The organism is Streptomyces sp. CA2R106, assembly GCF_037034245.1.
Classification (GTDB): Bacteria; Actinomycetota; Actinomycetes; order Streptomycetales; family Streptomycetaceae; genus Actinacidiphila.
The window spans coordinates 189,421-213,519 of the sequence record NZ_JBAGKC010000010.1 but is presented as its reverse complement, the minus strand read 5'-3'; the positions used below and the strand labels follow the sequence as shown (position 1 = coordinate 213,519).

The window sequence follows — 24,099 nt, the reverse complement described above, 5'->3', positions numbered from 1 at the left end:
GCCCCGGGGCGGCTGTGGGCGGGCGGCCGGGATCAGTTCGGCACGGCCAGCAGGAGGGCGAACCGGGCGGCGTCGTCGGTCCACCAGTGGCGGACGGTGAAGCCGCCCGCGTGCAGCTCGGCGGTCAGCGACTCGCGGCGGAACTTGCAGGACAGCTCGGTGCGCAGGTCCTCCCCGGCCGCGAGGTCCACCGACAGGTCGAGATCGGGGATCTTGACGGTCTGGGCGACCCGTGCGCGCAGGTGCATCTCCATCCGCTCGTCCTCGGCGTTCCAGACGGCGACGTGCTCGAAGGCGTCCGGGTCGAAGTCCGCGCCGAGTTCGCGGTTCAGGACGTGCAGCACGTTCTTGTCGAACTCGGCGGTGACACCGGCCGCGTCGTCGTAGGCACGGATCAGTACCTGCGGGTCCTTCACCAGGTCCGCGCCGAGCAGCAGCATGTCGTCGCTGCTCAGCGAGCGGGTCAGGGTGCGGTAGAAGGCGGCGCGCTGCGGGCCGTCGAAGTTCCCGATGGTGCTGCCGAGGAAGGCGAGCAGCCGCGGCCCCGGCTCGTCGGACAGCGGGATGCCGCCCTCGAAGTCGGCGACGGTGGCGGCGACTTCGAGCCCGGGGTAGTCGGCGCAGATCGCCCGCCCGGCCGCCTCGAGCGCGGACGCGCTGACGTCCAGGGGCGCGTAGCGGCGCAGCGTGCCGCCCGCGGTGAGGGCGTCCAGCAGCAGCCGGGTCTTGCGCGAGGAGCCCGAGCCCAGCTCGATCAGGGTGGCCGCGCGGGTGGCCGCGGCGATCTCCGGCGCCCGGCGGACCAGGATCTCCTGCTCGGCCCGGGTCGGGTAGTACTCGGGCAGTTTCGTGATCTGCTCGAACAGGTCGCTGCCGCGCTTGTCGTAGAACCACTTGGGCGGCAGGGTGCGCGGCGCGGCGGTCAGACCGCCGGCCACGTCGGCGTGCAGGGTGTCGGTGAAGTACCCGGCGGGCAGCCGGTCGTCGAGGGTGAAGCGGCTCTGGTTCTCGTCGCTCATGAGGGTGGTGTCCTTGCGTTCGGGGCGCAGCGCGATGACGCGGACGCCTTCCGTGGTGGCCAGGAGCAGGGAACGGTCGGGGACCTCGCGCCACTCGCCGAGCGCGGCCCCGACCGCGTCGTCGGGTTCTGACGCGACGACCACCGCGCCCGGGCGGACCCGGTACCAGAGCGTGTCGCCCCACGCGCTGGCGGCGATGGTACGGCCGTCGGTGAGCAGGAAGTTGAGCCGCGCGGTCGGCCGAGCGGCGGCGACCTCGCGGACCACGGCGGCCAGCGCGCCGCCCGGCGGCTCGCCCCGGCGCAGCCGGCCGGCGAGCATCGCCCACAGCAGCGCGGAGTCCGACCGCGCCTCCAGGGCGAGCAGTTCGGCCGCGGCGAGCCCGGTGGGCAGCCGGGGCCAGTCCGGTACGGCGCCGTTGTGGCTGAACAGCCAGCGCCCGTCCCGGAAGGGCGCGGCCGCCGCCTCGTCGGGCGCGGTGCCCTCGGTGGCCGAGCGCACCGCGGCCAGCACGGCACCGCTGCGGATCACCCGGGCCAGCTCGGTGAAGTTGGGGTCGGCCCAGATCGGCAGCGCGCGGCGGTAGCGGGCGGGCACCGGCATGCCCGCGTCGCCGGGCAGTTCCGCACTGACGCCAACGCCAACGCCAACGCCAACGCCGACGCCGACGCCACCGCCGACGCCCGCACCGTCCGGCGCCGCTGGCGCGTCGGCTGCGTCGGCCGATGTCTCCGCCGGCGGATACCAGCCCACCCCGAAACCGTCGGCGTTCACCGTGCCGTGCCGCTGCCGCCGCGGCTGCCAGGACTGCTCGTACAGGCCCCGCGGCGGCGCCACGAGCAGGTGCGCCAGCGGCAACGGCGGTCCCACGTACGCGAGATGGCGGCACATCAGGCGCTCCCGCCGCCCGCCGCCCCCGACGTTCCCGCTGCCCGCGCCGCCCCGGTGCCCGCCTCCGCCTCGGTCAGGTCCCGCGCGGTGCGGAACCCGGCGAAGATCTGCCGGCGGATCGGGTAGTCCCAGTTCCGGAAGGTGCCGCGGCAAGCCACCGGGTCCACCCCGAACGCGCCGCCGCGCAGCACCTTGTACTCCGGCCCGAAGAACACCTCGGAGTACTCCTTGTACGGGAAGGCGGCGAAGCCCGGGTAGGGGGCGAAGTCCGAGGACGTCCACTCCCACACGTCGCCGATCAGCTGGCGGGCCCCGCTGGGCGCCGCGCCCGCGGGGTAGCTGCCCGCGGGCGCCGGCCGCAGGTGCCGCTGCCCGAGGTTGGCGTGCTCCGGCCCCGGGTCGGCGTCGCCCCACGGGTAGCGGCGCGAGCGGCCGGACGCCGGGTCGTGCCGCGCCGCCTTCTCCCACTCCGCCTCGGTCGGCAGCCGCCGGCCGGCCCAGCGGGCGTAGGCGTCGGCCTCGTACCAGCAGACGTGCACCACCGGCTCGTCGGCGGGCACCGCCTCCACATGGCCGAACCTGCGCCGAATCCAGCGGTCCCCGTCGCGGGACCAGAACAGCGGCGCGATGAGGCCGGCGTCCTGCACGTGCCGCCAGCCCGCGGGCGACCACCAGCGCGGATCGCGGTAGCCGCCGGCGTCGATGAAGTCGGCGTACCGACCATTGGTGACCGGCACCGTGTCCAGCCAGAAGGGCGCCACCGGCACCTCGTGCGCGGGCAGTTCGTTGTCCAGCGCCCACGGCTCGGTGCTGGTGCCCATGGTGAACGGGCCGCCGGGGACGAGGACCTCACGCGGCAGCGCGGCCGCGTCGGCGGGCGCGGGCGGCGGCGCGGGGGCGTCCAGGACGGCCGGGCCCGAGCGCAGTTGGTGGGTGGCGAGCATCGTCTCGCCGTGCTGCGCCTCGTGCTGGGCGAGCATCCCGAAGACGAAGCCGCCCGCCAGCAGCCGTTCGGGGTGGCCGGGGTCGGTGTCCGCCCCGGCCAGCACGTCCAGGGACTCCTGGCGCACCTCGGCGACGTACGCGCGCGCCTGCGCCGGGCCGAGCAGCGGCAGCGCGGGGCGGTCGGCGCGGGGGTGCCGGAACGCGTCGTAGAGGTGGTCGAGGTCGGGGCGCAGCCCGCCGCGCCGGCCGGCCTCGCGGACCAGCCACAGCTCCTCCTGGTTGCCGATGTGCGCGAGGTCCCACACCAGCGGGGACATCAGCCGGGAGTGCTGGGCGACCAGGTCGTCGTCCGTGACGGAGTCGGTGAGCACGCCGGTGCGGTGCCGGGCGGCCCGCAGCGCGGCCCGGGCCCGGTCGGCGGGATCGGCGGGGTCACCGGGGTGGCCGGGCCCACCGGGGTGGCCGGGCGGGGCCGTCGGGGCGCCGCCGGCCGAAGCCGCGGGTGCGACGCGGGGGGCCGAAGGTGCCGGAGCGGCTGAAGGGGTCGGCGGGGCCTGGTTCTCGGCAGCGCCGTGGTACGGAGTACGGGGGTCTGTCACGACTAGCCTTCCGGTGGGTCAGGCGCGGCTCAACGCGTCCAACTGGTCGTGGGCCGGACATCGGCCGCGTTCGGGGTAGCGCTCGGCGAAGTCGGAGAGGGCCTGCCGCAGGGCCGGGGAAGCGCCGGCGCGCGACAGCGCGCTCTCGGCGGCGGCGAAACAGGCGCGGGCCGCTCGGGCCAGTTCCGGATCGGCCAGGCCGGTCCGGGCGGCGCGGCGCCAGACGAGATCGGAGGGGAGCAGGTCACCGTCCGTGGCGAACGGTTCGGTGGCGGCGTAGGCGCACTCCGCGGCGACCGGATCGTCCAGGAGGGTTGCCGCGAGCACCGTCGGCACGATCCACTGGTCGCCGTCCTGCGCGTCGGTCATCCGGAGCTCCAGCCAGCCGCGCGGGCGGACCGGGGGGAAGAGAGTGCTGAGGTGGTAGTCGAGGTCGTCGGCGGTGGGCCGCCGCACGCCCGGCGCGCCCCGCACCCACTGGCGGAAGGTGAGCCCATGGGGAGCGGACCAGTCGTCGCGGCGAGCGTGATCCGTGCCGGCGGGGGAGCCCGCCGCAGGGCCGCCGGTCGGGCCCGCGGTCGGGCCCGCAGCTGGGCCCGCGGCGGCGACGGCCGCCTGCGCCGCGGGGGCGCCCGCCGGCGCGCCCTCCTGCCGGATGCACAGCACCCGGGCGTCCAGGGCGTACCGGGCCCATGCCGCACGCGGGTCCTCGTCCCGCCCGTCGTGCCGCGGCTGCCGGGTCCGACCGGGGTCCATCAGCGCCCAGTTCGCCTGCCGGGTGGAGACCCAGCCGGTCGGGCGGCCGTCCCGGAAGGGCGAGTTCGCGAAGGCGGCGACCATCACCGGGCCGATCCGGTGGGCCAGCGCCCACCGGCTGCGGTATCCGGTGATGCCCGCGCTGTCGTCGCCGCTGTCCAGGTTGACCTGCAAGGACGCGGTGCGGCGCATCATCGTGCGGCCCCAGGGGCCCTCGCGGTCGAAGAAGCGCTCCATCGCCCGGTAGCGGGGATGGTCCAGGACGCGGGGCGGTTCGCGGTGGGGATCGAGTCCGGAGCCGACGAGCACCAGCCCGGCGCGTTCGACGGCTTCCCGGAGGGCGGCGAGGTCTTCGGCCATCGCCGTGACGCACCCGCTGAGCGAGGGTGCGGGCGGGGAGCTCAGCTCCACCTGGCCACCCGGTTCGCGGGTGAGCCTGCTGCCCCGGGGCAGTGCCCCTGGGGCCTCGACCGGCGCGAGCGCCGCGTCGAGCCGTTCGACGGATATCAGTTCGCGCGGATCGGAGCGGTCCTGGACCAGCCACTCCAGCTCCACGCCGGTCCGTTCGGGCGGTCCGGTCTTGAAGCACACGCCGCGTATGTGGGCTTCCGCCTCCTCCTCGGTGAGGTCTTCACCCAGGTCGGCACGGTAGGGGCCCATCGATCCACCTCCTCAGTTCTTCTGTCGGGTGTTCATCCGAAGCGAGGACATGTCACATGGTGCTGCCGAGAGTGTAGTTCGGCATGGTGCGTGGCGATCCTGCCTCTCCTCCGGAACGGCCGCCCGTTCAAGCATTCGATATCGGCCGAGTATTCCCCTGTTCGCGCACTTCACTCTTTCGAGTGGGTCGTATATGAATAAACCCGGGTGATCAGGATTATACGGGCGGTGATCGTCCGTAGCTCGTCGCAGGGCCATGCCCCGGCGGTGATCAACACCTGACCGGCTACCCTGCCGGTAGGAGCAGTCGCAGGTCCCCGTCCCCGGACGGTCTCGTGCGGCGGTTCCCCGCAGTAGCCGCAGCAAGCCGCCAGCCGCCCCGGGACAGACCCGCCAGATGCCAGACCAGCGACAGGAGTACCCCTCGTGACCGTCGTCGGGCCCTTCGGGCTGAGCGTGTGGGACGAGAACCTCGATGCCGACGTCCAGGCCGGTCTCGCAGCCGTGGAGGAAGGGCTGCTGGAGGCGACCAAGAGCGACGTCCCCTTCATCACCGACACCGCGCGGCACCTGCTGCGGGCCGGCGGCAAGCGCTTCCGGCCACTGCTGGTGATGCTCGGGGCGCAGTTCGGCGACCCGCACGCGCCCGGGGTGGTGCCCGCGGCCGTCGTCGTGGAGCTGACCCACCTCGCCACCCTCTACCACGACGACGTCATGGACGAGGCGGACGTGCGCCGCGGGGTGCCGAGCGCCAACTCCCGCTGGGACAACTCGGTGGCCGTGCTCACCGGCGACTTCCTCTTCTCCCGCGCCTCCCACATCCTCGCGGACCTCGGCCCCGAGGCGGTGCGGGTGCAGGCCGAGGCGTTCGAACGCCTGGTCACCGGGCAGATCATGGAGACCGTCGGCCCGCGTGACGGGCGCGACCCGCTCGACCACTACCTGGACGTCATCGCGGGCAAGACCAGCTCGCTGATGGCCGTCTCCGGGCGGTTCGGGGCGATGATGTCCGGCGCCGACGAGTCGGTGGTGCACGTCCTGACGCAGTACGGCGAGCGGATCGGCGTCGCGTTCCAACTCGCCGACGACGTCCTGGACATCGCCAGCGACAGCCACGAGTCGGGCAAGACGCCCGGCACGGACCTGCGTGAGGGCATCCCGACGCTGCCGGTGCTGCACCTGCGCCGGTGGCGGGCGCAGGGGAGCGGCCCGCAGACCCCGCAGGACCGCCGGCTGAACGAACTCCTCGACGGCGACCTGACGGACGACGCGCTGCACGCCGAGGCGCTGCACCTGCTGCGCGCGCACCCCGCGCTCGAACAGGCCCGCCGCGACACCGTCCGCTACGCCGACGAGGCCCGCGCGGCGCTCGCCCCGCTGCCCGAACTCCCCGCGAAGGCGTCCCTCGCCGCGCTCTGCGACGCCGTCGTCCACCGCGCCGGCTGACCGCTCCCCGGATCTGCGCGGCTCTTCCGGCAGCGACCGCAGGGGCCCCAGGGACCCCGGAGTGACCTAAGGGGGTGTCATACCCCAGGGGGACGGGAAGGGCAGCCCGTGGGGGGACTCGGTCGGGGCGCGGCGGGAGGAGAATGGGGCCTGGTAGAGGGTCCGCTGCGAGCAGACCGCCGCTGACGACGGAGGCAGACGCAATGGCACTGACCGAACGGATCGGACGGCCCGAGCCGGAGGAGCCGGACCAACCGCGGGGCCGCGGCCGGAAGATCGCGCGCTACGCCGTACCCGTGGCTGTGGCGGGAGTGGCGGCCGCGACCATCACGCTGGTCCCGGCGCTCGCCGACGCGGGCACCCCTTCGCTGCCGAAGATCACCGCGCAGCAGCTGCTGACGAAGATCGCGGCCTCGCACACCCGCACCCTGGACGGCACCGTGAAGGTGAGCACCGACCTGGGCCTGCCCGACGCGCTCTCGGGGGGCGCGGCCGACGGCCTGCTGTCGGGCGCGGGCCAGGGCGGCGGCAGCGGCAGCGGCTCGTCCGCGGCGCCGCAGACGCAGCTCGTCCAGCTGCTGGCCGGCACCCACCAGTTGCACGTGTCGGTGGACGGCCCGGACCGGCAGAAGGTCTCGGTCATCGAGCCGACCGCCGAGTACAGCGTCATCCACAACGGCACCCAACTGTGGGCGTACGACAGCGCGTCGAACCAGGCGTACCACGCGACGCTGCCCGCGGCGGACGGTGCGGACGGCGCGGGCACGGACGGGGCCGCGGGCGTGCCCACCACCCCGCAGGCTGCCGCCGAGCAGGTGCTCGCCGCGGCGCGGGGCACCGCCTCGATCACGGTCGACGGCACCGCCCGGGTGGCCGGCCGCAGCGCCTACGAGCTGGTGGTGACCCCCGAGCACGCCGACCGCACCACGGTCGGCTCCGTGCGCATCGCGGTCGACTCCGGCACCGGGGTGCCGCTGAAGTTCACCCTGCTCCCGAAGGGCGGCGGCAAGGCCGTCTTCGACATCGGCTTCACCAAGGTCGGCTTCGGCCGCCCGGCCGCGAGCACCTTCGCGTTCAGCGCGCCCAAGGGCGCCGAGGTGACCGAGGGCAAGGCGTCCGGCGCGTCCGGCGGCTCCGGCTCCGGCACCCTGTCCGCCCTGGCCGCGCCCACCGTCCTGGGCACCGGCTGGGACTCCATCGCGGTCATCGACACCGGCGCGGGCACGGCCGCCACCAGGGGCTCCGGCGGCCAGGGCGGCGCCGACGCGCAGTCCCTGCTCGACAGTTACGGCACCAAGGTCACCGGCTCCTTCGGCACCGGCACTGTCTTCCACACCCGCCTGGTGAACGTGCTCCTCACCGACAAGGGCACGCTCTACGCCGGCGCGGTCACGCAGTCCGCGCTGACCCAGGCGGCCGTCGACGGCGCGAAGTAGCCGGCCCGTCGCGGGAAGCGCCCGCGCCGCCGCGGTGCCCTGCCCCTCGACCGGCGACCCCGACGACCCGAGACCGTGAAGGAGTGCGATGGCGGAGCCGGCCCTGGCGGCGGCGCCCGGCGAGGCCGTGATCGAGACCCGCGGCCTCGCCAAGCGCTACCGCGGCACCCTCGCGGTCGACGGCCTCGACCTGCGGGTGCCGCGCGGCAGCGTCTTCGGCTTCCTCGGCCCGAACGGCTCCGGCAAGACCACCACCATCCGCATGCTGATGGGCCTGGTCGAGCCGACCGCCGGCTCCGCCCGGGTGCTGGGCCACCCGATGCCGCGCGCGGCCCGCACGGTGCTGCCCCGGGTCGGCGCCCTCATCGAGGGCCCGGCGCTGTACGGCTTCCTGTCCGGCCGCGACAACCTGCTCCGCTACGACGCGGCCGACCCGACCGCCGACCCGCACACCCGGCGGGCCCGGGTCGGCGCGGCCCTGGACCGGGTGGGGTTGGCCGCGGCCGCCCAGAAGCGGGCGCGGCAGTACTCGCTCGGCATGAAGCAGCGCCTCGGCCTGGCCGCGGCCCTGCTCCAGCCGCGGGACCTGCTGGTGCTCGACGAGCCGACGAACGGCCTCGACCCGCAGGGCATGCGGGAGATCCGCATTCTGGTACGGGAGTTGGCCGCCGACGGCACGACCGTCTTCCTCTCCTCGCACCTGCTGGACGAGATCGAGCAGGTCTGCACGCACGCCGCCGTGATGGCCCGCGGCCGGCTGCTCACCCAGGGGCCGGTCGCCGAACTGTCGGCCGGCGGCCGGGGGCGGCTGGCCGTCACCACCCCGGACCCGGCCGACGCGGTCCGGGTGCTGGCCGGGTGCGGTGTGACCGCCCTGACCACCGACGGGCAGCGCGTCACCGGCGAGTTGCCGGCGCCGCCGCCGGACCTCGCCGAGCTGAACGCGGCGCTGGTCACCGGCGGGGTCCGGGTGCGCGGCTTCGGCCTGGAACGCGGCACGCTGGAGGACGCGTTCGTGGCGCTGACCGGGGAGGGCTTCGATGTCGCGGGCTGAGACGGCGGCGGACCGCACCGACGGGGCACCGCAGCGGACCGGCACGGCGCCGGGCCCGGCCGCCGCACGGGCGGCGCGGCTGCGGTGGACGCTCGGGCTGTTCCGCTCCGAGCTGCTGCTCGTCTTCCGGCGCTGGCGGACCCTCGCGCTGTTCGGGGTGCTGGTGGGCGTCCCGGTGCTGGTCGGTGTCGCGGTCCGGATCGAGACCCGCGACGGCGGGACCCTCGGCGGCGGCGCACACGGCGACAACGGACCGGCGTTCATCCAGCAGGTGAGCAACAACGGCCTGTTCCTGGTCTTCACCGCGCTCGCCGCGACCCTGCCGTTCTTCCTGCCGATGGCGGTCGGCGTGGTGGCGGGTGACGCGATCGCGGGCGAGGCGAGCGGCGGCACCCTGCGCTACCTGCTGGTCGCCCCGGCCGGGCGGACCCGCCTGCTGCTGGCCAAGTACGCCTCGGTGCTGGCCTTCTGCCTCGCCGCGACCCTGGTCGTAGCCGGGTCCGGCCTGGTCGTCGGGTGCGTGCTCTTCCCGGTCGGGGATGTGACGACCCTGTCGGGCACCACGATCCCGCTCTCCCAGGGCATGCTGCGGGCCCTGCTGATCGCGGTGCTGGTGGCCGGGTCGCTGGTGGGCGTGGCCGCCGTCGGGCTGTTCGTCTCGACCCTGACCGACAGCGGGATCGGCGCCATGGCGGCCACGGTCGGCGTGCTGATCACCGTGCAGATCGTGGACTCCATCCCGCAGTTGCACGCGGTCCAGCCGTATCTTTTCCCGCACTACTGGCTGAGCTTCGCCGACGTGCTGCGCGACCCCGTGCAGTGGAGCGCGACGGGGAGGAACCTGGGCCTCCAGGCGCTGTACGCGGCCGTGTTCGGGTCGGCCGCGTGGGCGCGGTTCACCTCGCGCGACATCACCGCGTAGTGCTGCCCGCGGCGGCCCGGCCGGGCGCGGCGCCGGCCCCGGCCGCGGCGAGCGCGAGCCGGCCCCGGCGGGCGGTGCGCAGCGCGTCCCAGGTGAGCACCACCAGCGCGGCCCAGACCAGGAAGAACCCGGCCCACCGGTCGGGCGGCATCGTCTCGTGGAAGTGGAGCACCCCGATCAGGAACTGCGAGACCGGGGTGAGGTACTGCATCAGGCCGATGGTGGACAGCGGCAGCCGGGTCGCGGCCATCCCGAAGAAGATCAGCGGTATCGCGGTGACCAGGCCGCAGGCGGCGAGCAGCGAGGCGTGGCCGGGCCCGTGGTGGGTGAAGGTGGAGTCGCCGCTCGCGCCCAGCACGATCAGGTAGCCGAGCGCGGGCAGGAACTGCACGCTCGCCTCGGCGGCGAGCGACTCCAGGCCGCCCATCGCCACCTTCTTCTTGATCAGCCCGTAGGCGCCGAAGGAGAAGGCCAGCGTGAGCGCGATCCACGGCAGCCGCCCGTAGCCGACGGTCAGCACCACCACGGACACGCAGCCGATGCCGACGGCCACCCACTGCACCGGCCGCAGCCGCTCGTGCAGCACCAGCACGCCGAGCGCGATGGTGACCAGCGGGTTGATGAAGTAGCCGAGCGCCGCCTCGACCACGTGGCCGGCGTTCACCGCCCAGATGTACACGCCCCAGTTCACGGTGACCGCGGTCGCCGCGGCCGCGACCAGCGCCATCCGCCGCGGCTGGCGGGCCAGTTCGGCGATCCACGCCCAGCGGCGCAGCACCAGCAGGATGACCGCGGCCACCCCGAGCGACCACACCATGCGGTGCGCCAGGATCTCCAGGGCGCCGGCCGGTTCCAGCAGCGGCCAGTAGAGCGGGAAGAGCCCCCACAGCCCGTAGGCCGCGAAGCCGTAGCCCAGTCCCACCCGCTGCTCGCCCATGCGCCCGCCCCTCGTGATGCCGTACGGCTCCTCGACCGTAGCGGCCGCGCCGCGGCCTGTCATGGCCATATCGCACTGTGGTCATGACAGGCCGCAGGGGCGGGTCCGGGTCAGCGGGTCCGGGTCAGCCCTCGAGCTCGCGTACGGCGGCGGCCACCGACTCCGGCATCGGCGTGGTCGGGCGGCCGATCAGCCGGGACAGCTCGCCGCTGGTGCCCGCGAGCAGGCCGCGGCCGATGCCGCGGTCCACGTCGACCAGCACCTCTGCCAGGCCCGCGGGCAGGCCCGCGCCCACCAGCACCTCCAGGTACTGCTCGGAGGAGACGTTCTGGTAGCGGATCTCCAGCCCGGTGGCCCGCGAGACCTCCGCCGCGTACTCCGCGAAGCTCCACGCGGTGTCGCCGCTCAGCTCGTACGCCCTGCCCTCGTGGCCCTCGCCGGTGAGCACCACGGCCGCGGCGGCCGCGTAGTCCGCGCGCGCGGCCGAGGCCACCCGGCCCTCGCCCGCGCTGGCGACCACGGCACCGTGCTCCAGCACCGTGCCCAGGTTCTGCGTGTACACCTCGGTGTACCAGCCGTTGCGCAGGAAGGTGTAGGGCAGCCCGGAGTCGAGGATCAGCCGCTCGGTGAGCTTGTGCTCCTCGGCGAGCGCGATGTCGGCCTCGGGGCCGCCGAGGATGCTCGTGTACGCCAGCAGGCCGACACCCGCCGCGCGCGCGGCGTCGATGACCGCGGTGTGCTGCGGCAGCCGCCGCCCGACCTCGCTGCCGGACACGAACAGCACCCGTTCGCCCCCCTTGAACGCGCCCTTCAGGCTCTGCGGGTCGTCGTACGTCGCGACGCGCACGTCCACGCCCTGGGCGGCCAGGTCGGCCACCTTGCCCTCATCCCGGACGACCGCCGCGATGTCCCCCGCCCCCACCCCGCGTGCCAGCAGGTCCGCGACGACGAGTCGGCCCAGGTGGCCGCTTGCCCCGGTGACGACGATGCTCATGCTGTGTGCTCCCGTTCTGCGGTGGTGTGCGGGTCTCTCCGACCTCTCCGCCACCGTAACGCGAGTGCTAACCGTGGGAAAGTACCCACCTTGGCGTACGGTACATACATGAAGGTAAGTGAGATGGGCACCGTGAAGGGCTGCCCGGAGCGGGCCGTCATGGAACACGTCACCAGCACCTGGGGCGTCCTGGTCCTGCTCGACCTGGCCGACGCGGGCACCCTGCGCTTCAGCGAACTGCGCCGCCGGATCGGCGGGGTGAGCGAGAAGATGCTCACCCAGACCCTGCGCACCCTGGAGCGGGACGGCTTCGTACGCCGCCTGGCCCACCCGGTCATCCCGCCCCACGTCGACTACGACCTGACCCCGCTGGGCGCCCAGGCCGCCGAGAAGGTCAGCGCGCTGGCCCGCTGGACCGCCGACAACGTCGCCGCGGTCGCCGCCGCCCAGCAGGCGTACGACGCGGCCCGGTGACGCGCCCGCCCCGCCGCGCCGGGGTGCCGGCGGGACGGGGCGGAGGCGGCGGGCCGGTGCGGGGCGGTCAGCCGTTGACCGTCCAGGTGTCCTTCCCGGCGAGGAGGGCGGCCAGGTCGCCGGGGCCCTGCCGGGTGGTGGCCGCCTTGAGCTGGTCGGCCATGTCGGTGTCGTAGACGGGGCGGGTGGTGTCGCGGAAGACGCCGATCGGGGTGGCGGTGCCCGGGCCGAAGGCGGTGCCGTCGGTGAGCCGGGAGAGGGCGAAGGCGTTGGTGGGGGAGGGGGAGTGGGCGTCGTGCACCAGGACGCTCGCCTCGTTGCCGGCGGTGACGTCCACGATCTCCAGGTCGCCGGTGCGCGCGTCGCGGACCACGCCGCGCGCGCCGTCCGGGCCGAAGCGGACCGGCGCGCCGTGCTCCAGCCGGATCAGGGCGCTCTCGGCGGTGTCCTTGTCCTTGAGGACGTCGAAGGCGCCGTCGTTGAAGATGTTGCAGTTCTGGTAGATCTCCACCAGCGCGGTGCCCTCGTGGGCGGCGGCGGCGCGCAGCACCGACTGGAGGTGCTTGCGGTCGGAGTCGATGGTGCGGGCGACGAAGGAGGCTTCGGCGCCGATCGCCAGCGACAGCGGGTTGAAGGGCGCGTCGAGAGAGCCCATCGGCGTGGACTTGGTGATCTTCCCCGCCTCGGAGGTGGGGGAGTACTGGCCCTTGGTGAGGCCGTAGATCCGGTTGTTGAAGAGCAGGATCTTCAGGTTGACGTTGCGGCGCAGCGCGTGGATGAGGTGGTTGCCGCCGATGGACAGCGCGTCGCCGTCGCCGGTGACCACCCACACGCTCAGGTCGCGGCGAGAGGTGGCCAGCCCGGTGGCGATGGCCGGGGCGCGGCCGTGGATGGAGTGCATCCCGTAGGTGTTCATGTAGTACGGGAAGCGGGAGGAGCAGCCGATGCCGGAGACGAAGACGACGTTCTCCCGGGCCAGGCCGAGCTCCGGCATGAAGGACTGGACGGCGGCGAGGATGGCGTAGTCGCCGCAGCCGGGGCACCAGCGCACTTCCTGGTCGGACTTGAAGTCCTTGGTGCTCTGCGGGCCTGCTGCCTTGGGCACCAGCGACAGCGAGGCGGCGCCGGCGAGCGGGCCGATGCCGGTACCGGTGCCGCCGAGTACGGGGGTCTCAGACATCCGCGTTCTCCTTCGCGATGGCCTGCGCCAACTGCTCGGCCTTGAACGGCAGTCCGGTCACCTGGGTGTAGGAGCGGGCGTCCACCAGGTACTTGGCCCGGATCAGGTGGGCGAGCTGCCCGAGGTTCATCTCCGGCACCAGGACCTTGTCGTAGCGGGCCAGCACCGCGCCGAGGTTGGCCGGGAAGGGGTTGAGGTGGCGCAGGTGGGCCTGCGCGACCCGGCCGCCCTCGCGCCGCAGCCGGCGGACCGCGGCGGTGATCGGCCCGTACGTCGAGCCCCAGCCCAGCACCAGGGTGCGGGCGGTGCCGTCGGGGTCGTCGACCTCCAGCCGCGGCACCTCGATGCCGTCGATCTTCGCCTGGCGGGTGCGGACCATGAAGTCGTGGTTGGCCGGGTCGTAGGAGATGTTGCCGGTGCCGTCCTGCTTCTCGATGCCGCCGATCCGGTGCTCCAGCCCCGGGGTGCCGGGCACCGCCCAGGGCCGGGCGAGGGTCTTCGGGTCGCGCAGGTAGGGCCGGAAGCTCTGCGTGCCGTCGGGGGCGGTGTAGTTGGGGCCGGTCGCGAACTCCACCCGCAGGTCCGGCAGTTCGCCGACGTCGGGGATACGCCAGGGCTCGGAGCCGTTGGCCAGGTACCCGTCGGACAGCAGCATCACCGGGGTGCGGTAGGCCAGCGCGATCCGGGCGGCCTCCAGCGCGGCGTCGAAGCAGTCCGCGGGGGTGGCCGGGGCGACCACCGGCACCGGCGCCTCGCCGTTGCGCCCGTACATCGCCTGGAGCAGGTCGGCCTGCTCGGTCTTGGTCGGCAGCCCGGTGGACGGCCCGCCGCGCTGGATGTCCACCACCAGCAGCGGCAGCTCCAGCGAGACGGCCAGCCCGATGGTCTCGGACTTCAGCGCCACCCCCGGCCCGGAGGTGGTGGTGACCGCCAGCGACCCGCCGAACGCGGCGCCCAGCGCGGCGCCGATCGCGGCGATCTCGTCCTCGGCCTGGAAGGTCCGCACGCCGAAGTTCTTGTGCCGGCTCAGCTCGTGCAGGATGTCCGAGGCCGGGGTGATCGGGTAGGAGCCCAGGAACAGCGGCAGCCCGCTGCGCTCGGACGAGGCGACCAGGCCGTAGGCGAGCGCGAGGTTTCCGGAGATGTTGCGGTAGGTGCCGGCCGGGAAGGCGCTGGCGGCCGGCTGCACCTCGTACGAGACGGCGAAGTCCTCGGTGGTCTCGCCGAAGTTCCAGCCGGCCCGGAAGGCGGTGACGTTCGCCTCGGCGACGTCCGGCTTCTTCGCGAACTTCTGGCGCAGGAAGGACTCGGTGCCCTCGGTCGGGCGGTGGTACATCCACGACAGCAGGCCGAGCGCGAACATGTTCTTCGCCCGCTCCGCGTCCTTGCGGGCCAGCCCGCTGTCCTTGAGCGCCTCCAGCGTCAGCGTGGTCAGCGGCACCGGGTGCACCGCGTACGCCGCCAGCGAGCCGTCCTCCAGGGGGTTCGCGGCGTACCCGACCTTCGCCATCGCCCGCTTGGTGAACTCGTCGGTGTTGACGATGACCTCCGCGCCCCGCGGCAGGTCGGCGAGGTTCGCCTTCAGCGCGGCCGGGTTCATCGCCACCAGCACGTCCGGCGCGTCGCCCGGGGTGAGGATGTCGTGGTCGGCGAAGTGCAGCTGGAAGGACGAGACCCCGGGCAGGGTGCCCGCGGGGGCCCGGATCTCGGCGGGGAAGTTCGGCAGCGTCGACAGGTCGTTGCCGAAGGACGCGGTCTCGGAGGTGAACCGGTCGCCGGTGAGCTGCATCCCGTCACCGGAGTCACCGGCGAACCGGATGATCACCCGGTCCAGCCGGCGGGTCTCCTTGCCTGAGGGGGGCGGGCCGCCGGGGCCGCCGGGCTCGGGGAGTCCGGCGGCCTGGGCGAGGGCCCCGAGGGCACCGGCCTCCGCGGCCGGGGAGCCGAGCACGGTCCCCGAGCCCTCGTGCTCCTCGTTGATGGGGCTGCTGACCTGGCTGGTCACTGAACGGACCTCCTTCGCGGCGGCACTGCTCATCACCGGTCATCGTACGTCGGTAAGGCTTCCCTTCCCGGGACGTTCCGGCAACGGGAACCAAGCCCGGAAAACCCTCCGACAACGACCGCCGGCACCCTTGTGAGACAGCGTGTCAGCAACTCACGAGTTGAGATAGGTCAGTACCGCCAGCACCCGGCGGTGATCTCCCTCACTCGGCGCCAGCCCGAGCTTCAGGAAGATGTTGCTGACGTGCTTCTCCACCGCGCCGTCGCTCACCACCAGCTGCTTGGCCACCGCCGAGTTCGTCCGGCCCTCGGCCATCAGCCCCAGCACCTCGCGCTCGCGCGGGGTCAGCCCGGCCAGCACGTCCTGCTTGCGGCTGCGGCCCAGCAGCTGCGCGACCACCTCCGGGTCCAGCGCGGTGCCGCCCTGCGCCACCCGGACCACCGCGTCCACGAACTCGCGGACCTCGGCCACCCGGTCCTTGAGCAGATAGCCCACCCCGCGGCTGCTGCCGGCCAGCAGCTCCGTCGCGTACTGCTCCTCGACGTACTGCGACAGCACCAGCACGCCTACGCCCGGGTGCTCCTTGCGCAATTGCACCGCGGCGCGCACCCCTTCGTCGGTGTGCGTCGGGGGCATCCGCACATCGGCCACCACCACGTCCGGCGGAACGCCCTGCCCGGCCAGCTCGCGCACCGCCTTGATCAGGCCCTCGGCGTCGCCGACCCCCGCGACCACCTCGTGGCCGCGGTCCGTGAGCAGCCGGGTCAGCCCCTCCCTGAGCAGTACCGAATCCTCGGCGATCACGACCCGCACGCGTTCCTCCACCGTCTCCCACTCCCCCCGTCCGGACTGACTCCCCCAGCATCCCAGCATCGGCGGCCCGATGAGGAATACGGTTCGGGGTGGGCAAGGTTGCGCCCGTCGATCAGCGGCGGCCGCCCGTACAGGCGGCGCCCGGGGAGAGGAGAACGTGTGCGCGCGGTCGGTTTCGACGTCATAGGCGGTCCCGAGGTGCTCAAGGCCGTGGAGCTGCCCGCGCCCGTGCCCGGGCCCGGCCAGCTCCTGGTCAAGGTCGCCTACGCCGGCGTCAACCACGACGAGATGCGGCACCGGCGGGGGGACTACGGCGCCCCGCGGCACACGACCGTGCCCGGCTACGAGGTCTCCGGCGAGGTCGCCGCGGTCGGCCCGGGCGTCACCGGCCTCACCGTCGGCGAGCAGGTCGCCGCCTACCTCCCCGACGGCGGCGGCTACGCCGAGTTCGCGCTCGCGCCCGCGGACTTCGCCTTCCCGCTCGACGGGATCTCGCTGCGCGACGGCGGTGGCGCCGGCCTCACGCTCACCGCCGCCTACGGCATCCTCGCCGGCGCCGCCCGGCTCACCGCGGGCGATACCGTGCTGATCCACGCCGCCGCCGGCGGCATCGGCTCGGCCGCCGCCCAGATCGCCCGCGCGCTGGGCGCCGCCGCGGTCTACGGCACCGTCGGCTCCCCGGCCAAGGCCGAGTACGCCAAGCGGTTCGGCTACGACGCGATCCACCCGCGCGACGCGTTCGCCGAGGCGGTCCGCGAGGTCGACGTGGTGCTCGACCCGATCGGCGGGCCCACCCGGCTCGCGTCCCTGCCGCTGCTGGCCCCCTTCGGCCGCCTCGCGCTGTACGGCGAGGCCGCCCGCCACCCGGACCTGTCGCTGCCGCTGCTGCCGCTGTGGCAGCACAACCGCTCACTGACCGGCTACCACATCGCCGACCTCGCCCGCCGCGCGCCGACCGCCGTACGCTCGCACGCCCTGTCCGCGCTGTCGCTGCTGGCCTCGGGCGCGATCCGGCTGGACGTGACCGCGGAACTGCCGCTGGCGCGGGCGGCCGAGGCCCACGAGGCCATGGCGGCCGGCCGCAGCACCGGCAAGGTTCTCCTGCGGGTCGCCTGAGCGCACCGCGGCGAAGCCGCCCCGGAGCCGCCCGGTCCCGCCCGAGGCCCGGTCAGCCCACCCGGCCGGGGTGCGAGCTGGTCGGGGGCGTGTTCGTGCTGCCCGTCCGGCCGCGATGTCTGGTTCGGGACCGAGCGGCCGGCCGGCCGAGGCTCGGTTCGCGATCTGCTGGGGATGGTCCGGCGGGGCGCCGACCCGCGACTCGTTCGGGTCCACGCGCCGCCGGCTGCGGGGCCGGCCCGGTGCGCCCGGCCCGGCATGGAAGACGCCCCGGGCCCTCCCCGGGCCCTGCTCGCCCCTCCCCGGGGATCGCTCGGGCCCTGCTAGAGATCTGCCGGACCCCGCCGGGCGACCTGCTCGGTCCTCGCCAGGGGGCTTGCTCGGGATCGGCCGGGGGCCCTGCTCGGGATCGGCCCGGACTTGCTCGGGATCGGTCGAGCCCCGCCCGGGATCTGCCGGGCCCCGCCGGGGACCTGCTCGGGCTCCGACGGGGAATCCTCAGGACTGGGCGATGGCGTCCAGCAGGGACATCGCCTCGATGATCGTGCGCCGCTGCTCCTCGGTGCAGCGGGTCTGCAACTCCCGGGCCAGCCACTCCTGGCGCGAGCGGCGGTCGCCCAGGCGCCGCTGCACGCCCTGCTCGGTCAGTGCCAGCAGCTGGCGGCGGCCGTCGTCCGGGTCGGGGCGCCGGGAGACGAGCCCGGCCTCCTCCAGGCCCGCCACGGTCTTCGCCATCGACTGCGGGCGGACCCGTTCCACCGCGGCGAGTTCGCTGACCGAGGCGGCCTCGCCCCTGGCCAGCCGGACCAGCACCGACGACTGGGCCGGCGTCAGCCCGTCGCCGCTCACCTCCCGCAGCCGGCGCCGCAGCCGCCCGACGACGACCCGCACCTCCTCGGCCGCCCGCACCGCGGAGCCGCCGACCGCTCCGCCCGCCCCGTCGCCGCTGCCGTCCAAGGCCTTCGCGTCCATGGCCTTACGGTAGGGCCTCGCCGCGGCCCGTCCGCCGCCGCGGTCAGGACCGCCAGGGCAGTTCGGCCGTGATCCGGGTCGGGCCGCCTTGCGGCGAGTCCACCACCAGCACCCCGTCGACGGAGTCCAGCCGCTCGGCCAGCCCGGCCAGGCCCGAGCCGGCGTCCACCGCGGCGCCGCCGCGCCCGTCGTCGGACACGTGCAGCATCAGCCGGTCCTCGGTCTGCCAGACGTCCACGGCGGCGCGGGCGGCGCCGCTGTGCTTGCTGACGTTCTGGAGCAGCTCGGAGACCGTGAAGTAGGCGATGCCCTCGATCGCGGGCACCGGCCGGGCCGGCAGGTCCACGGTGACCGCGACCGGCACGGTGCAGCGCGCCGCGACCGCCGACAGGGCCGGGCCGAGCCCGCGGTCGGTGAGGATCGCGGGGTGGATGCCGCGGGCGAGGTCGCGCAGCTCCTGGAGCGCCACCTTCACCTCGCCGTGCGCGTCCTCGACCATCGCCGCGCCCACCGCCGGGTCCTGGAGCAGCTTCTCCTTGGCCATCCCCAGGTCCATGGCCAGCGCCACCAGCCGGGCCTGGGCGCCGTCGTGCAGGTCCCGCTCGATCCGGCGCAGGTCGGCGGCCGCGGTGTCCACCACGGCGCCGCGGTCCGACTCCAGCTCGCTGACCCGGTCGGCCAGCCGGGACGGGCCGAGCAGCCCGCTGACCAGCATCCGGTCCACGTGCGCCATACCCCGCACCGTCCACGGCAGCGCCAGCACCAGCGCCCCGCCGACGGCCACGCACAGCACCATGTCCGCGGGGGTGTGCAGCCACCAGCCGCCGCCGTGCCCGTCACCGTAGAGCTGGAGGCCGTCCTGGCCGAAGTAGACCGGGAACACCCAGCGCCACAGCGGGTAGGTCAGCAAGCCCCAGCCGTAGGTGAAGAAGCTGATCGACACCGAGAAGGTGAACACCCCCCACGGGAAGTGCAGCAGGCCGTAGATCGCGTGCCGCCAGTTCACGCCGCTGCCCAGCTGGCCGCCCAGCCACGGGAAGAAGCCGCGCCCGCGGGTGCGGACCGGGCCGGGCTCGGCGACGTCGAGCCACAGCAGCGAGCGGGCCCGCGCCCGCTCGGCGTACCCGATCGCGCGGCAGCCGCCCAGCGCCAGCACCAGCACCGGCAGCCCGACGAAGGTGATCAGCAGCCCGGCGCCCAGCGACAGCATCGTCACCGTCCACACGAAGCCGACGACGCCCATCGGCAGGTTCAGCAGCAGGTAGGCCAGCTCCCGCCAGGTACGCGCCTCCACGGGGGCGCGCAGCGCGGTGGGCAGCCGGTGCGCTCGCTCGGCGGGATGGATGCCGTACGCCATGGTCGGGACCGTCCTTTCGGTACTGCTGGTCATACCGACCACCCTGCTCCGGTCCGGCCCGGCCGCCCATGGTGCGGATCGGCGTCTTCGGGGTGGGGATTTCCCTACCCCGGCCGCGGCCCCATCCCCAGACCTGGCCCCGCCCCCGGGCCTAGCTCCGGCCCCGGGCCTGGCCGCGGGGTGCCGCGGGGCGGCGGAAGTCCCGGTCCCGCCACGGCAGTTCCGCGGTCACCACGGTCGGCCCGCCCACCGGCGAGGCCACCACGAACAGCCCGTCCACGGAGTCCAGCCGCTCGGTGAGCCCGGCCAGCCCCGACCCGCCGGAGACGTCCGCGCCGCCCTGCCCGTCGTCGCGCACCTGGATCATCAGCCGGTCGTCGGCGCGCCAGACCTCCACCCAGGCGCCGCGGGCCCGGCTGTGCTTGCTGACGTTCTGGAGCAGCTCGGAGACGGTGAAGTAGGCGATGCCCTCGATCGCCTCGGCAGGCCGGGCCGGCAGGTCCACGGTGACCGCGACCGGCACGGTGCAGCGGGTCGCGACCGACGACAGCGCGGCGTCCAGGCCGCGGTCGGTGAGGATCGCCGGGTGGATGCCGCGGGCGAGGTCGCGCAGCTCCTGGAGCGCCACCTTCACCTCGCCGTGCGCCTCGCCGACCATCTTCGCCGCCGCCTCGGGGTCCTCCAGCAGCTTCTCCTTGGCCAGGCCGAGGTCCATGGCCAGGGCCACCAGCCGGGCCTGGGCGCCGTCGTGCAGGTCCCGCTCGATCCGGCGCAGGTCGGCGGCCGCGGTGTCGACGACCACCCCGCGGTCGGACTCCAGCTCCGCGATCCGCCGCTCCAGCTCGTCGGAGGGCTGGAGCAGCCCGCGGGCCAGCGCCCGGTCCACCGTCGACATGCCGCGGGCCAGGAACGGCAGCAGCGGCCACAGCACGAACAGCGAGACCAGCGTCACCGTGAACGTGAGGATGCCCCACGGCAGCCGGATCGCCAGGTACAGCGCGTGCCGCCAGGCCACCGGGTCCTTCAGCGACGCCCACAGCCAGGGCAGGAAGCCGCCCATCGTCCGGGTGCGCAGCGGCCGCGGCTCCTCGATCCGCACCCCGAGCAGCGAGCGCGCCCGGGCCCGCTCCAGCCGCCCCAGCACCCGGCAGCCGCCCAGGCCGAAGGCGAGCAGCGGCAACCCGACCACCGTCACGGACAGCCCGGCGCCCAGCGACAGCGTCACCACCACGTAGACGAAGCCGAGCAGCGCCATCGGGAAGTTCAGCAGCAGGTTCGCGATCTCCCGCCACGTCACGGGGTCGAAGGCGAAGCGGGGCGGGGGCAGCGGCTGCGGCGCCGATGGCGCCGACGACGCGGGGGAGGTGTCCATGGGTCCAGCCTGCCGTCCCGCCGGGGGCCCGCGCCATGGGGTGCGCGCTCCGGTGGCCGGTGGGGTTATCCCCCCGGCCCCACCGCCCGCGGGCCGCCATCGGTGGACGGCTTCCTCCGCCGCTGAGGCCAGGGCCTAGACTCCCTCCGTATAAATCGTCTAAAGATCCATCCGGATCGCTGGACATCGCTGGTCAACGAGTGAACGAGGGGCGGACGGACGTGGCCTACTTCCACGGCTACTCGGTCGTCGGTCTGGTCGCGGTCGTCGGCGTGCTGTTCGTGACGGTCTCGTTCACGGCCGGGCGGCTGCTGCGACCGGACGTGCCGACCCGCGAGAAACTGCTCAGCTACGAGTGCGGCGTCGACCCGGTCGGCGAGGACTGGGCGCACACCCAGATCCGCTACTACGTGTACGCGTTCCTCTACGTGATCTTCGCGGTGGACGCGATCTTCCTCTTCCCGTGGGCGACGGTCTTCGCCGCCCACGGCTTCGGCGGTACCACGCTCGTCGAGATGTTCGTCTTCCTCGGCTTCCTCGCGGTCGGGCTGCTCTACGCGTGGAAGAAGGGCGTGCTGGAATGGACGTGACCCTGCCCGACCCGGCGCAGCCGCAGCCGGAACCGGCCGGGACGCTGCTGCCCGAGCCGCGCCGGCTCGGCCCGCTCGCCCGGCTGGCGCCCGAGCCGATGAAGGTCGTGCTCAACTGGGGCCGCCGCTACAGCCTGTGGGTCTTCAACTTCGGCCTGGCCTGCTGCGCGATCGAGTTCATCGCCGCGTCGATGGCCCGGCACGACTTCATCCGGCTCGGGGTGATCCCGTTCGCGCCCGGCCCGCGCCAGGCCGACCTGATGGTGGTCTCCGGCACGGTCACCGACAAGATGGCGCCGGCGGTGAAGCGGCTCTACGAGCAGATGCCCGAACCGAAGTACGTCATCTCCTTCGGCGCCTGCTCCAACTGCGGCGGCCCGTACTGGGACTCGTACTCCGTGACGAAGGGCGTCGACCAGATCATCCCGGTCGACGTCTACGTGCCCGGCTGCCCGCCGCGCCCCGAGGCGCTGCTCCAGGGCATCCTCAAGCTCCAGGAGAAGATCGCCCGCGAGTCGCTCGGCGAGCGGTACGGGCGCCGCGCCGGCCGCGGGCAGCCCTCGACCGCCGCGCTGACCAGCTCACTGGTGGCCCCGCCGCCGGCGGAGGCGGAGGAGCGGTGAGCCACTTCGAGCAGCTTCCCCAGGCCGCGGCCGAGGTCTTCGGCGAGGGCGCGACCGCCGAGGAGTCGTACGACCTGCTGACCGTCGACGTCCCGCCCGCCGGATGGGTGACGGCGCTGACCGCGGCCCGGGACGTGCTCGGCTGCACCTTCTTCGACTGGCTCAGCGCGGTGGACGAGCCGGGCACCGGCTTCCGGGTCTGCGCCCACCTCGTCCGGCTGGAAGGCGGTCTCGGGCGGCTGCTGGTGCGCACCACGGTGCCCCATGACGCGGCCGAGCTGGCGAGCGCCACCGGCGTCTACGCGGGCGCGGGCTGGCACGAGCGTGAGACGCACGAGATGTTCGGCGTCGCCTTCACCGGGCACCCCGGGATGGCGCCGCTGCTGCTGCCCGACGAGTTCGAGGGGCACCCGCTGCGCAAGGACTTCGTGCTGGCCGCGCGGGTGGCCAAGGCGTGGCCGGGCGCGAAGGAGCCGGGCGAGTCGCACGACGGCGGCCCGAAGCGGCGCCAGATGCTGCCGCCCGGGGTGCCGGACCCGAACGACTGGGGCCCGTTGAAGGGCCAGTTGCCGCCCGCGCCGGCGCGTCCGGCGCGCCGCGCGGGAGCGGGCGGCGCCGCGGGGGAGCGGCCGGCCCGCCGGACGCGGACGGCGGGGGAGGGTTCGGCGAGCCAGTCCGGCGCGGCGGGCGGCGCGGCTGGCGGCACGGGGGGCGGCGGTACGGAGCGCCCGGCCCGCCCGGCCCGGACGCCGCGCCCGGCCGGCCCGGACGCGCCCTGGCAGCAGCCGCCCGCGGAGCCCTCGAAACCGGTGGAGCAGCCGCCGGCGGAACCGGGGTCGGCCGAGCCGTCGAAACCCGCCGAGCCCCCGCGGTCCGAGCCGCCTCAGGCCGACCGGCCGCAGGAGGAGCCGAAACCCGCGCCGCCCGCACGTGACGAACCGCCCACCGGCGAAGGAGAAGGAGGCCGTACCCCGTGAACGACACGCTCCATGTCGTCCTGCGGCTGGTCGCCGTCCTCGTCGCGTTCCTGGTCCTGCCGCTGGCGGTCGGGCAGACCGAGCACAAGGTGATGGCCCACATGCAGGGCCGGCTCGGCCCGATGTACGCCGGCGGCTTCCACGGCTGGGCCCAACTCGTCGCCGACGGCGTGAAGTTCGCGCAGAAGGAGGACGTGGTCCCGGCCGACGCGGACCGCCGGATCTTCCAGCTCGCGCCCGCCGTCGCCCTGCTGCCCTACCTCCTGGTGCTGGTCGTGATCCCCGTCGGGCCGCACGGCTTCGTCGGGGAGGCGGTCGACGCCGGGCTGTTCTTCGTGCTGGCGGTGATGGGCGTCGGCGTCCTCGGCTCGCTGATGGCCGGGTGGGCGTCGGCGAACAAGTTCTCGCTGCTCGGCGGCCTGCGCACGGCCGCCCAGCTGATGGCGTACGAACTGCCGATGCTGCTGGCCGCGGCGTCCGTGGCGATGGCCGCGGGCACCCTGTCGCTGCCGGGGATCGTCGAGTCGTACCACTGGTGGTGGACGCTGTGGCAGCTCATGGGCGGCCTGGTGTTCTTCACCGCCGGGCTCGCCGAGCTGCAACGGCCGCCGTTCGACATGCCGGTGGCCGACTCCGAGATCATCTTCGGCGCGTACACCGAGTACACCGGGCTGCGCTTCGCGCTGTTCCTGCTCGCGGAGTACGCCGGGATCGTGGTGCTGTGCGCGCTGACCGCGGTGCTGTTCCTCGGCGGCTGGCACGGGCCCTGGTCCGGCAGCGTCGGCTGGCTGTGGACGCTGCTGAAGACCGGCGTGCTCGCCTTCGTGGTGATCTGGTTGCGGGTGAGCTACCCGCGGCTGCGCGAGGACCAGTTGATGAAGTTCGCCTGGACCGTGCTGATCCCGATTTCCCTCGTCCAGATCGCCCTGACCGGCGTCGTCAAGGTGGTGACCTCGTAAGC

At 74.3% G+C, this 24,099-nt stretch carries 21 protein-coding genes and 1 pseudogene; 10 read left to right on the top strand and 12 right to left on the bottom strand.

Annotated elements, in window-relative coordinates; genetic code table 11:
- Positions 1–32: 32 nt before the first annotated feature.
- The 4 genes and pseudogenes from egtD to egtA all read right to left on the bottom strand — a co-directional run bounded on the left by egtD (position 33) and on the right by egtA (position 4,870).
- Positions 33–1,019: an L-histidine N(alpha)-methyltransferase gene (egtD, locus tag WA788_RS17805; protein WP_435125602.1), complete on the bottom strand. Its 987-nt coding sequence runs from the start codon at positions 1,017–1,019 to the stop codon at positions 33–35.
- A 111-nt stretch (positions 1,020–1,130) separates the two neighbouring features.
- Positions 1,131–1,622, bottom strand: a pseudogene (locus tag WA788_RS17800) (class II glutamine amidotransferase); the annotation flags it as partial.
- 287 nt (positions 1,623–1,909) lie between these two features.
- Complete coding sequence (gene egtB / locus WA788_RS17795) at positions 1,910–3,226, bottom strand: ergothioneine biosynthesis protein EgtB (protein ID WP_443034052.1); 1,317 nt, start codon at positions 3,224–3,226, stop codon at positions 1,910–1,912.
- A 246-nt stretch (positions 3,227–3,472) separates the two neighbouring features.
- On the bottom strand, positions 3,473–4,870 hold the full coding sequence (gene egtA, locus WA788_RS17790) for an ergothioneine biosynthesis glutamate--cysteine ligase EgtA (protein WP_335978395.1): 1,398 nt from the start codon (positions 4,868–4,870) through the stop codon (positions 3,473–3,475).
- Positions 4,871–5,296: 426 nt separating this feature from the next.
- Here egtA and WA788_RS17785 point away from each other — a divergent pair, with 426 nt between their 5' ends.
- From WA788_RS17785 to WA788_RS17770, 4 genes are all read left to right on the top strand, one after another.
- Complete coding sequence (locus tag WA788_RS17785; protein ID WP_335978394.1) at positions 5,297–6,316, top strand: polyprenyl synthetase family protein; 1,020 nt, start codon at positions 5,297–5,299, stop codon at positions 6,314–6,316.
- 203 nt (positions 6,317–6,519) lie between these two features.
- On the top strand, positions 6,520–7,752 hold the full coding sequence (locus tag WA788_RS17780; RefSeq protein ID WP_335978392.1) for a LolA family protein: 1,233 nt from the start codon (positions 6,520–6,522) through the stop codon (positions 7,750–7,752).
- Positions 7,753–7,840: 88 nt separating this feature from the next.
- Positions 7,841–8,806 (top strand): ABC transporter ATP-binding protein, encoded by a 966-nt coding sequence (locus tag WA788_RS17775; protein WP_335978391.1) that lies wholly within the window; start codon positions 7,841–7,843, stop codon positions 8,804–8,806.
- A complete protein-coding gene (locus tag WA788_RS17770) occupies positions 8,793–9,728 on the top strand; it encodes an ABC transporter permease (protein WP_335978389.1) in 936 nt (311 codons plus the stop codon). Before WA788_RS17775 ends, WA788_RS17770 begins: the two co-directional genes overlap by 14 nt.
- Here WA788_RS17770 and rarD read toward each other — a convergent pair.
- Positions 9,718–10,665: an EamA family transporter RarD gene (gene rarD / locus WA788_RS17765; RefSeq protein WP_335978539.1), complete on the bottom strand. Its 948-nt coding sequence runs from the start codon at positions 10,663–10,665 to the stop codon at positions 9,718–9,720. The genes WA788_RS17770 and rarD overlap by 11 nt on opposite strands.
- Before the next feature lie 124 nt (positions 10,666–10,789).
- Complete coding sequence (locus WA788_RS17760; protein WP_335978387.1) at positions 10,790–11,659, bottom strand: SDR family oxidoreductase; 870 nt, start codon at positions 11,657–11,659, stop codon at positions 10,790–10,792.
- Positions 11,660–11,767: 108 nt separating this feature from the next.
- On the opposite strand from WA788_RS17760, the gene WA788_RS17755 reads away from it, so the two are divergent.
- Entirely contained in the window at positions 11,768–12,133 is a 366-nt protein-coding gene (locus WA788_RS17755; RefSeq protein WP_335978385.1) for a winged helix-turn-helix transcriptional regulator, read from the top strand.
- 67 nt (positions 12,134–12,200) lie between these two features.
- Here WA788_RS17755 and WA788_RS17750 read toward each other — a convergent pair whose 3' ends face one another.
- The 3 genes from WA788_RS17750 to WA788_RS17740 form a co-directional block, all read right to left on the bottom strand.
- Positions 12,201–13,313, bottom strand: a complete 1,113-nt coding sequence (locus tag WA788_RS17750) for a 2-oxoacid:ferredoxin oxidoreductase subunit beta (protein WP_335978383.1) — start codon at positions 13,311–13,313, stop codon at positions 12,201–12,203.
- Complete coding sequence (locus WA788_RS17745; RefSeq protein ID WP_443034055.1) at positions 13,306–15,318, bottom strand: 2-oxoacid:acceptor oxidoreductase subunit alpha; 2,013 nt, start codon at positions 15,316–15,318, stop codon at positions 13,306–13,308. Before WA788_RS17745 ends, WA788_RS17750 begins: the two co-directional genes overlap by 8 nt.
- 153 nt (positions 15,319–15,471) lie before the next feature.
- Positions 15,472–16,131: a response regulator transcription factor gene (locus tag WA788_RS17740; protein WP_335978537.1), complete on the bottom strand. Its 660-nt coding sequence runs from the start codon at positions 16,129–16,131 to the stop codon at positions 15,472–15,474.
- 159 nt (positions 16,132–16,290) lie between these two features.
- On the opposite strand from WA788_RS17740, the gene WA788_RS17735 reads away from it, so the two are divergent.
- Entirely contained in the window at positions 16,291–17,247 is a 957-nt protein-coding gene (locus tag WA788_RS17735; RefSeq protein ID WP_335978380.1) for a quinone oxidoreductase family protein, read from the top strand.
- Positions 17,248–17,745: 498 nt separating this feature from the next.
- Here the strand turns inward: WA788_RS17735 and WA788_RS17730 are convergent, their stop codons facing one another.
- From WA788_RS17730 to WA788_RS17720, 3 genes are all read right to left on the bottom strand, one after another.
- A complete protein-coding gene (locus WA788_RS17730; RefSeq protein ID WP_335978378.1) occupies positions 17,746–18,219 on the bottom strand; it encodes a MarR family winged helix-turn-helix transcriptional regulator in 474 nt (157 codons plus the stop codon).
- 43 nt (positions 18,220–18,262) lie between these two features.
- Entirely contained in the window at positions 18,263–19,609 is a 1,347-nt protein-coding gene (locus WA788_RS17725) for a sensor histidine kinase (RefSeq protein ID WP_435125353.1), read from the bottom strand.
- Between the two features lie 118 nt (positions 19,610–19,727).
- Positions 19,728–20,948, bottom strand: a complete 1,221-nt coding sequence (locus tag WA788_RS17720) for a sensor histidine kinase (protein WP_335978376.1) — start codon at positions 20,946–20,948, stop codon at positions 19,728–19,730.
- 221 nt (positions 20,949–21,169) lie between these two features.
- Between WA788_RS17720 and WA788_RS17715 the strand changes: the two genes are divergently transcribed.
- From WA788_RS17715 to nuoH, 4 genes are read left to right on the top strand one after another with little or no spacing between them, the layout of a single operon-like run.
- On the top strand, positions 21,170–21,538 hold the full coding sequence (locus WA788_RS17715) for an NADH-quinone oxidoreductase subunit A (protein ID WP_335978374.1): 369 nt from the start codon (positions 21,170–21,172) through the stop codon (positions 21,536–21,538).
- A complete protein-coding gene (locus WA788_RS17710; RefSeq protein ID WP_335978372.1) occupies positions 21,529–22,161 on the top strand; it encodes an NADH-quinone oxidoreductase subunit B in 633 nt (210 codons plus the stop codon). Before WA788_RS17715 ends, WA788_RS17710 begins: the two co-directional genes overlap by 10 nt.
- A complete protein-coding gene (locus WA788_RS17705) occupies positions 22,158–23,138 on the top strand; it encodes an NADH-quinone oxidoreductase subunit C (protein ID WP_335978370.1) in 981 nt (326 codons plus the stop codon). Before WA788_RS17710 ends, WA788_RS17705 begins: the two co-directional genes overlap by 4 nt.
- Positions 23,135–24,097 carry an NADH-quinone oxidoreductase subunit NuoH gene (gene nuoH, locus WA788_RS17700; RefSeq protein ID WP_335978368.1) on the top strand — a complete coding sequence of 321 codons (963 nt, stop codon included), beginning with the start codon at positions 23,135–23,137 and terminating at the stop codon, positions 24,095–24,097. Before WA788_RS17705 ends, nuoH begins: the two co-directional genes overlap by 4 nt.
- The last annotated feature ends 2 nt before the right edge of the window (positions 24,098–24,099 follow it).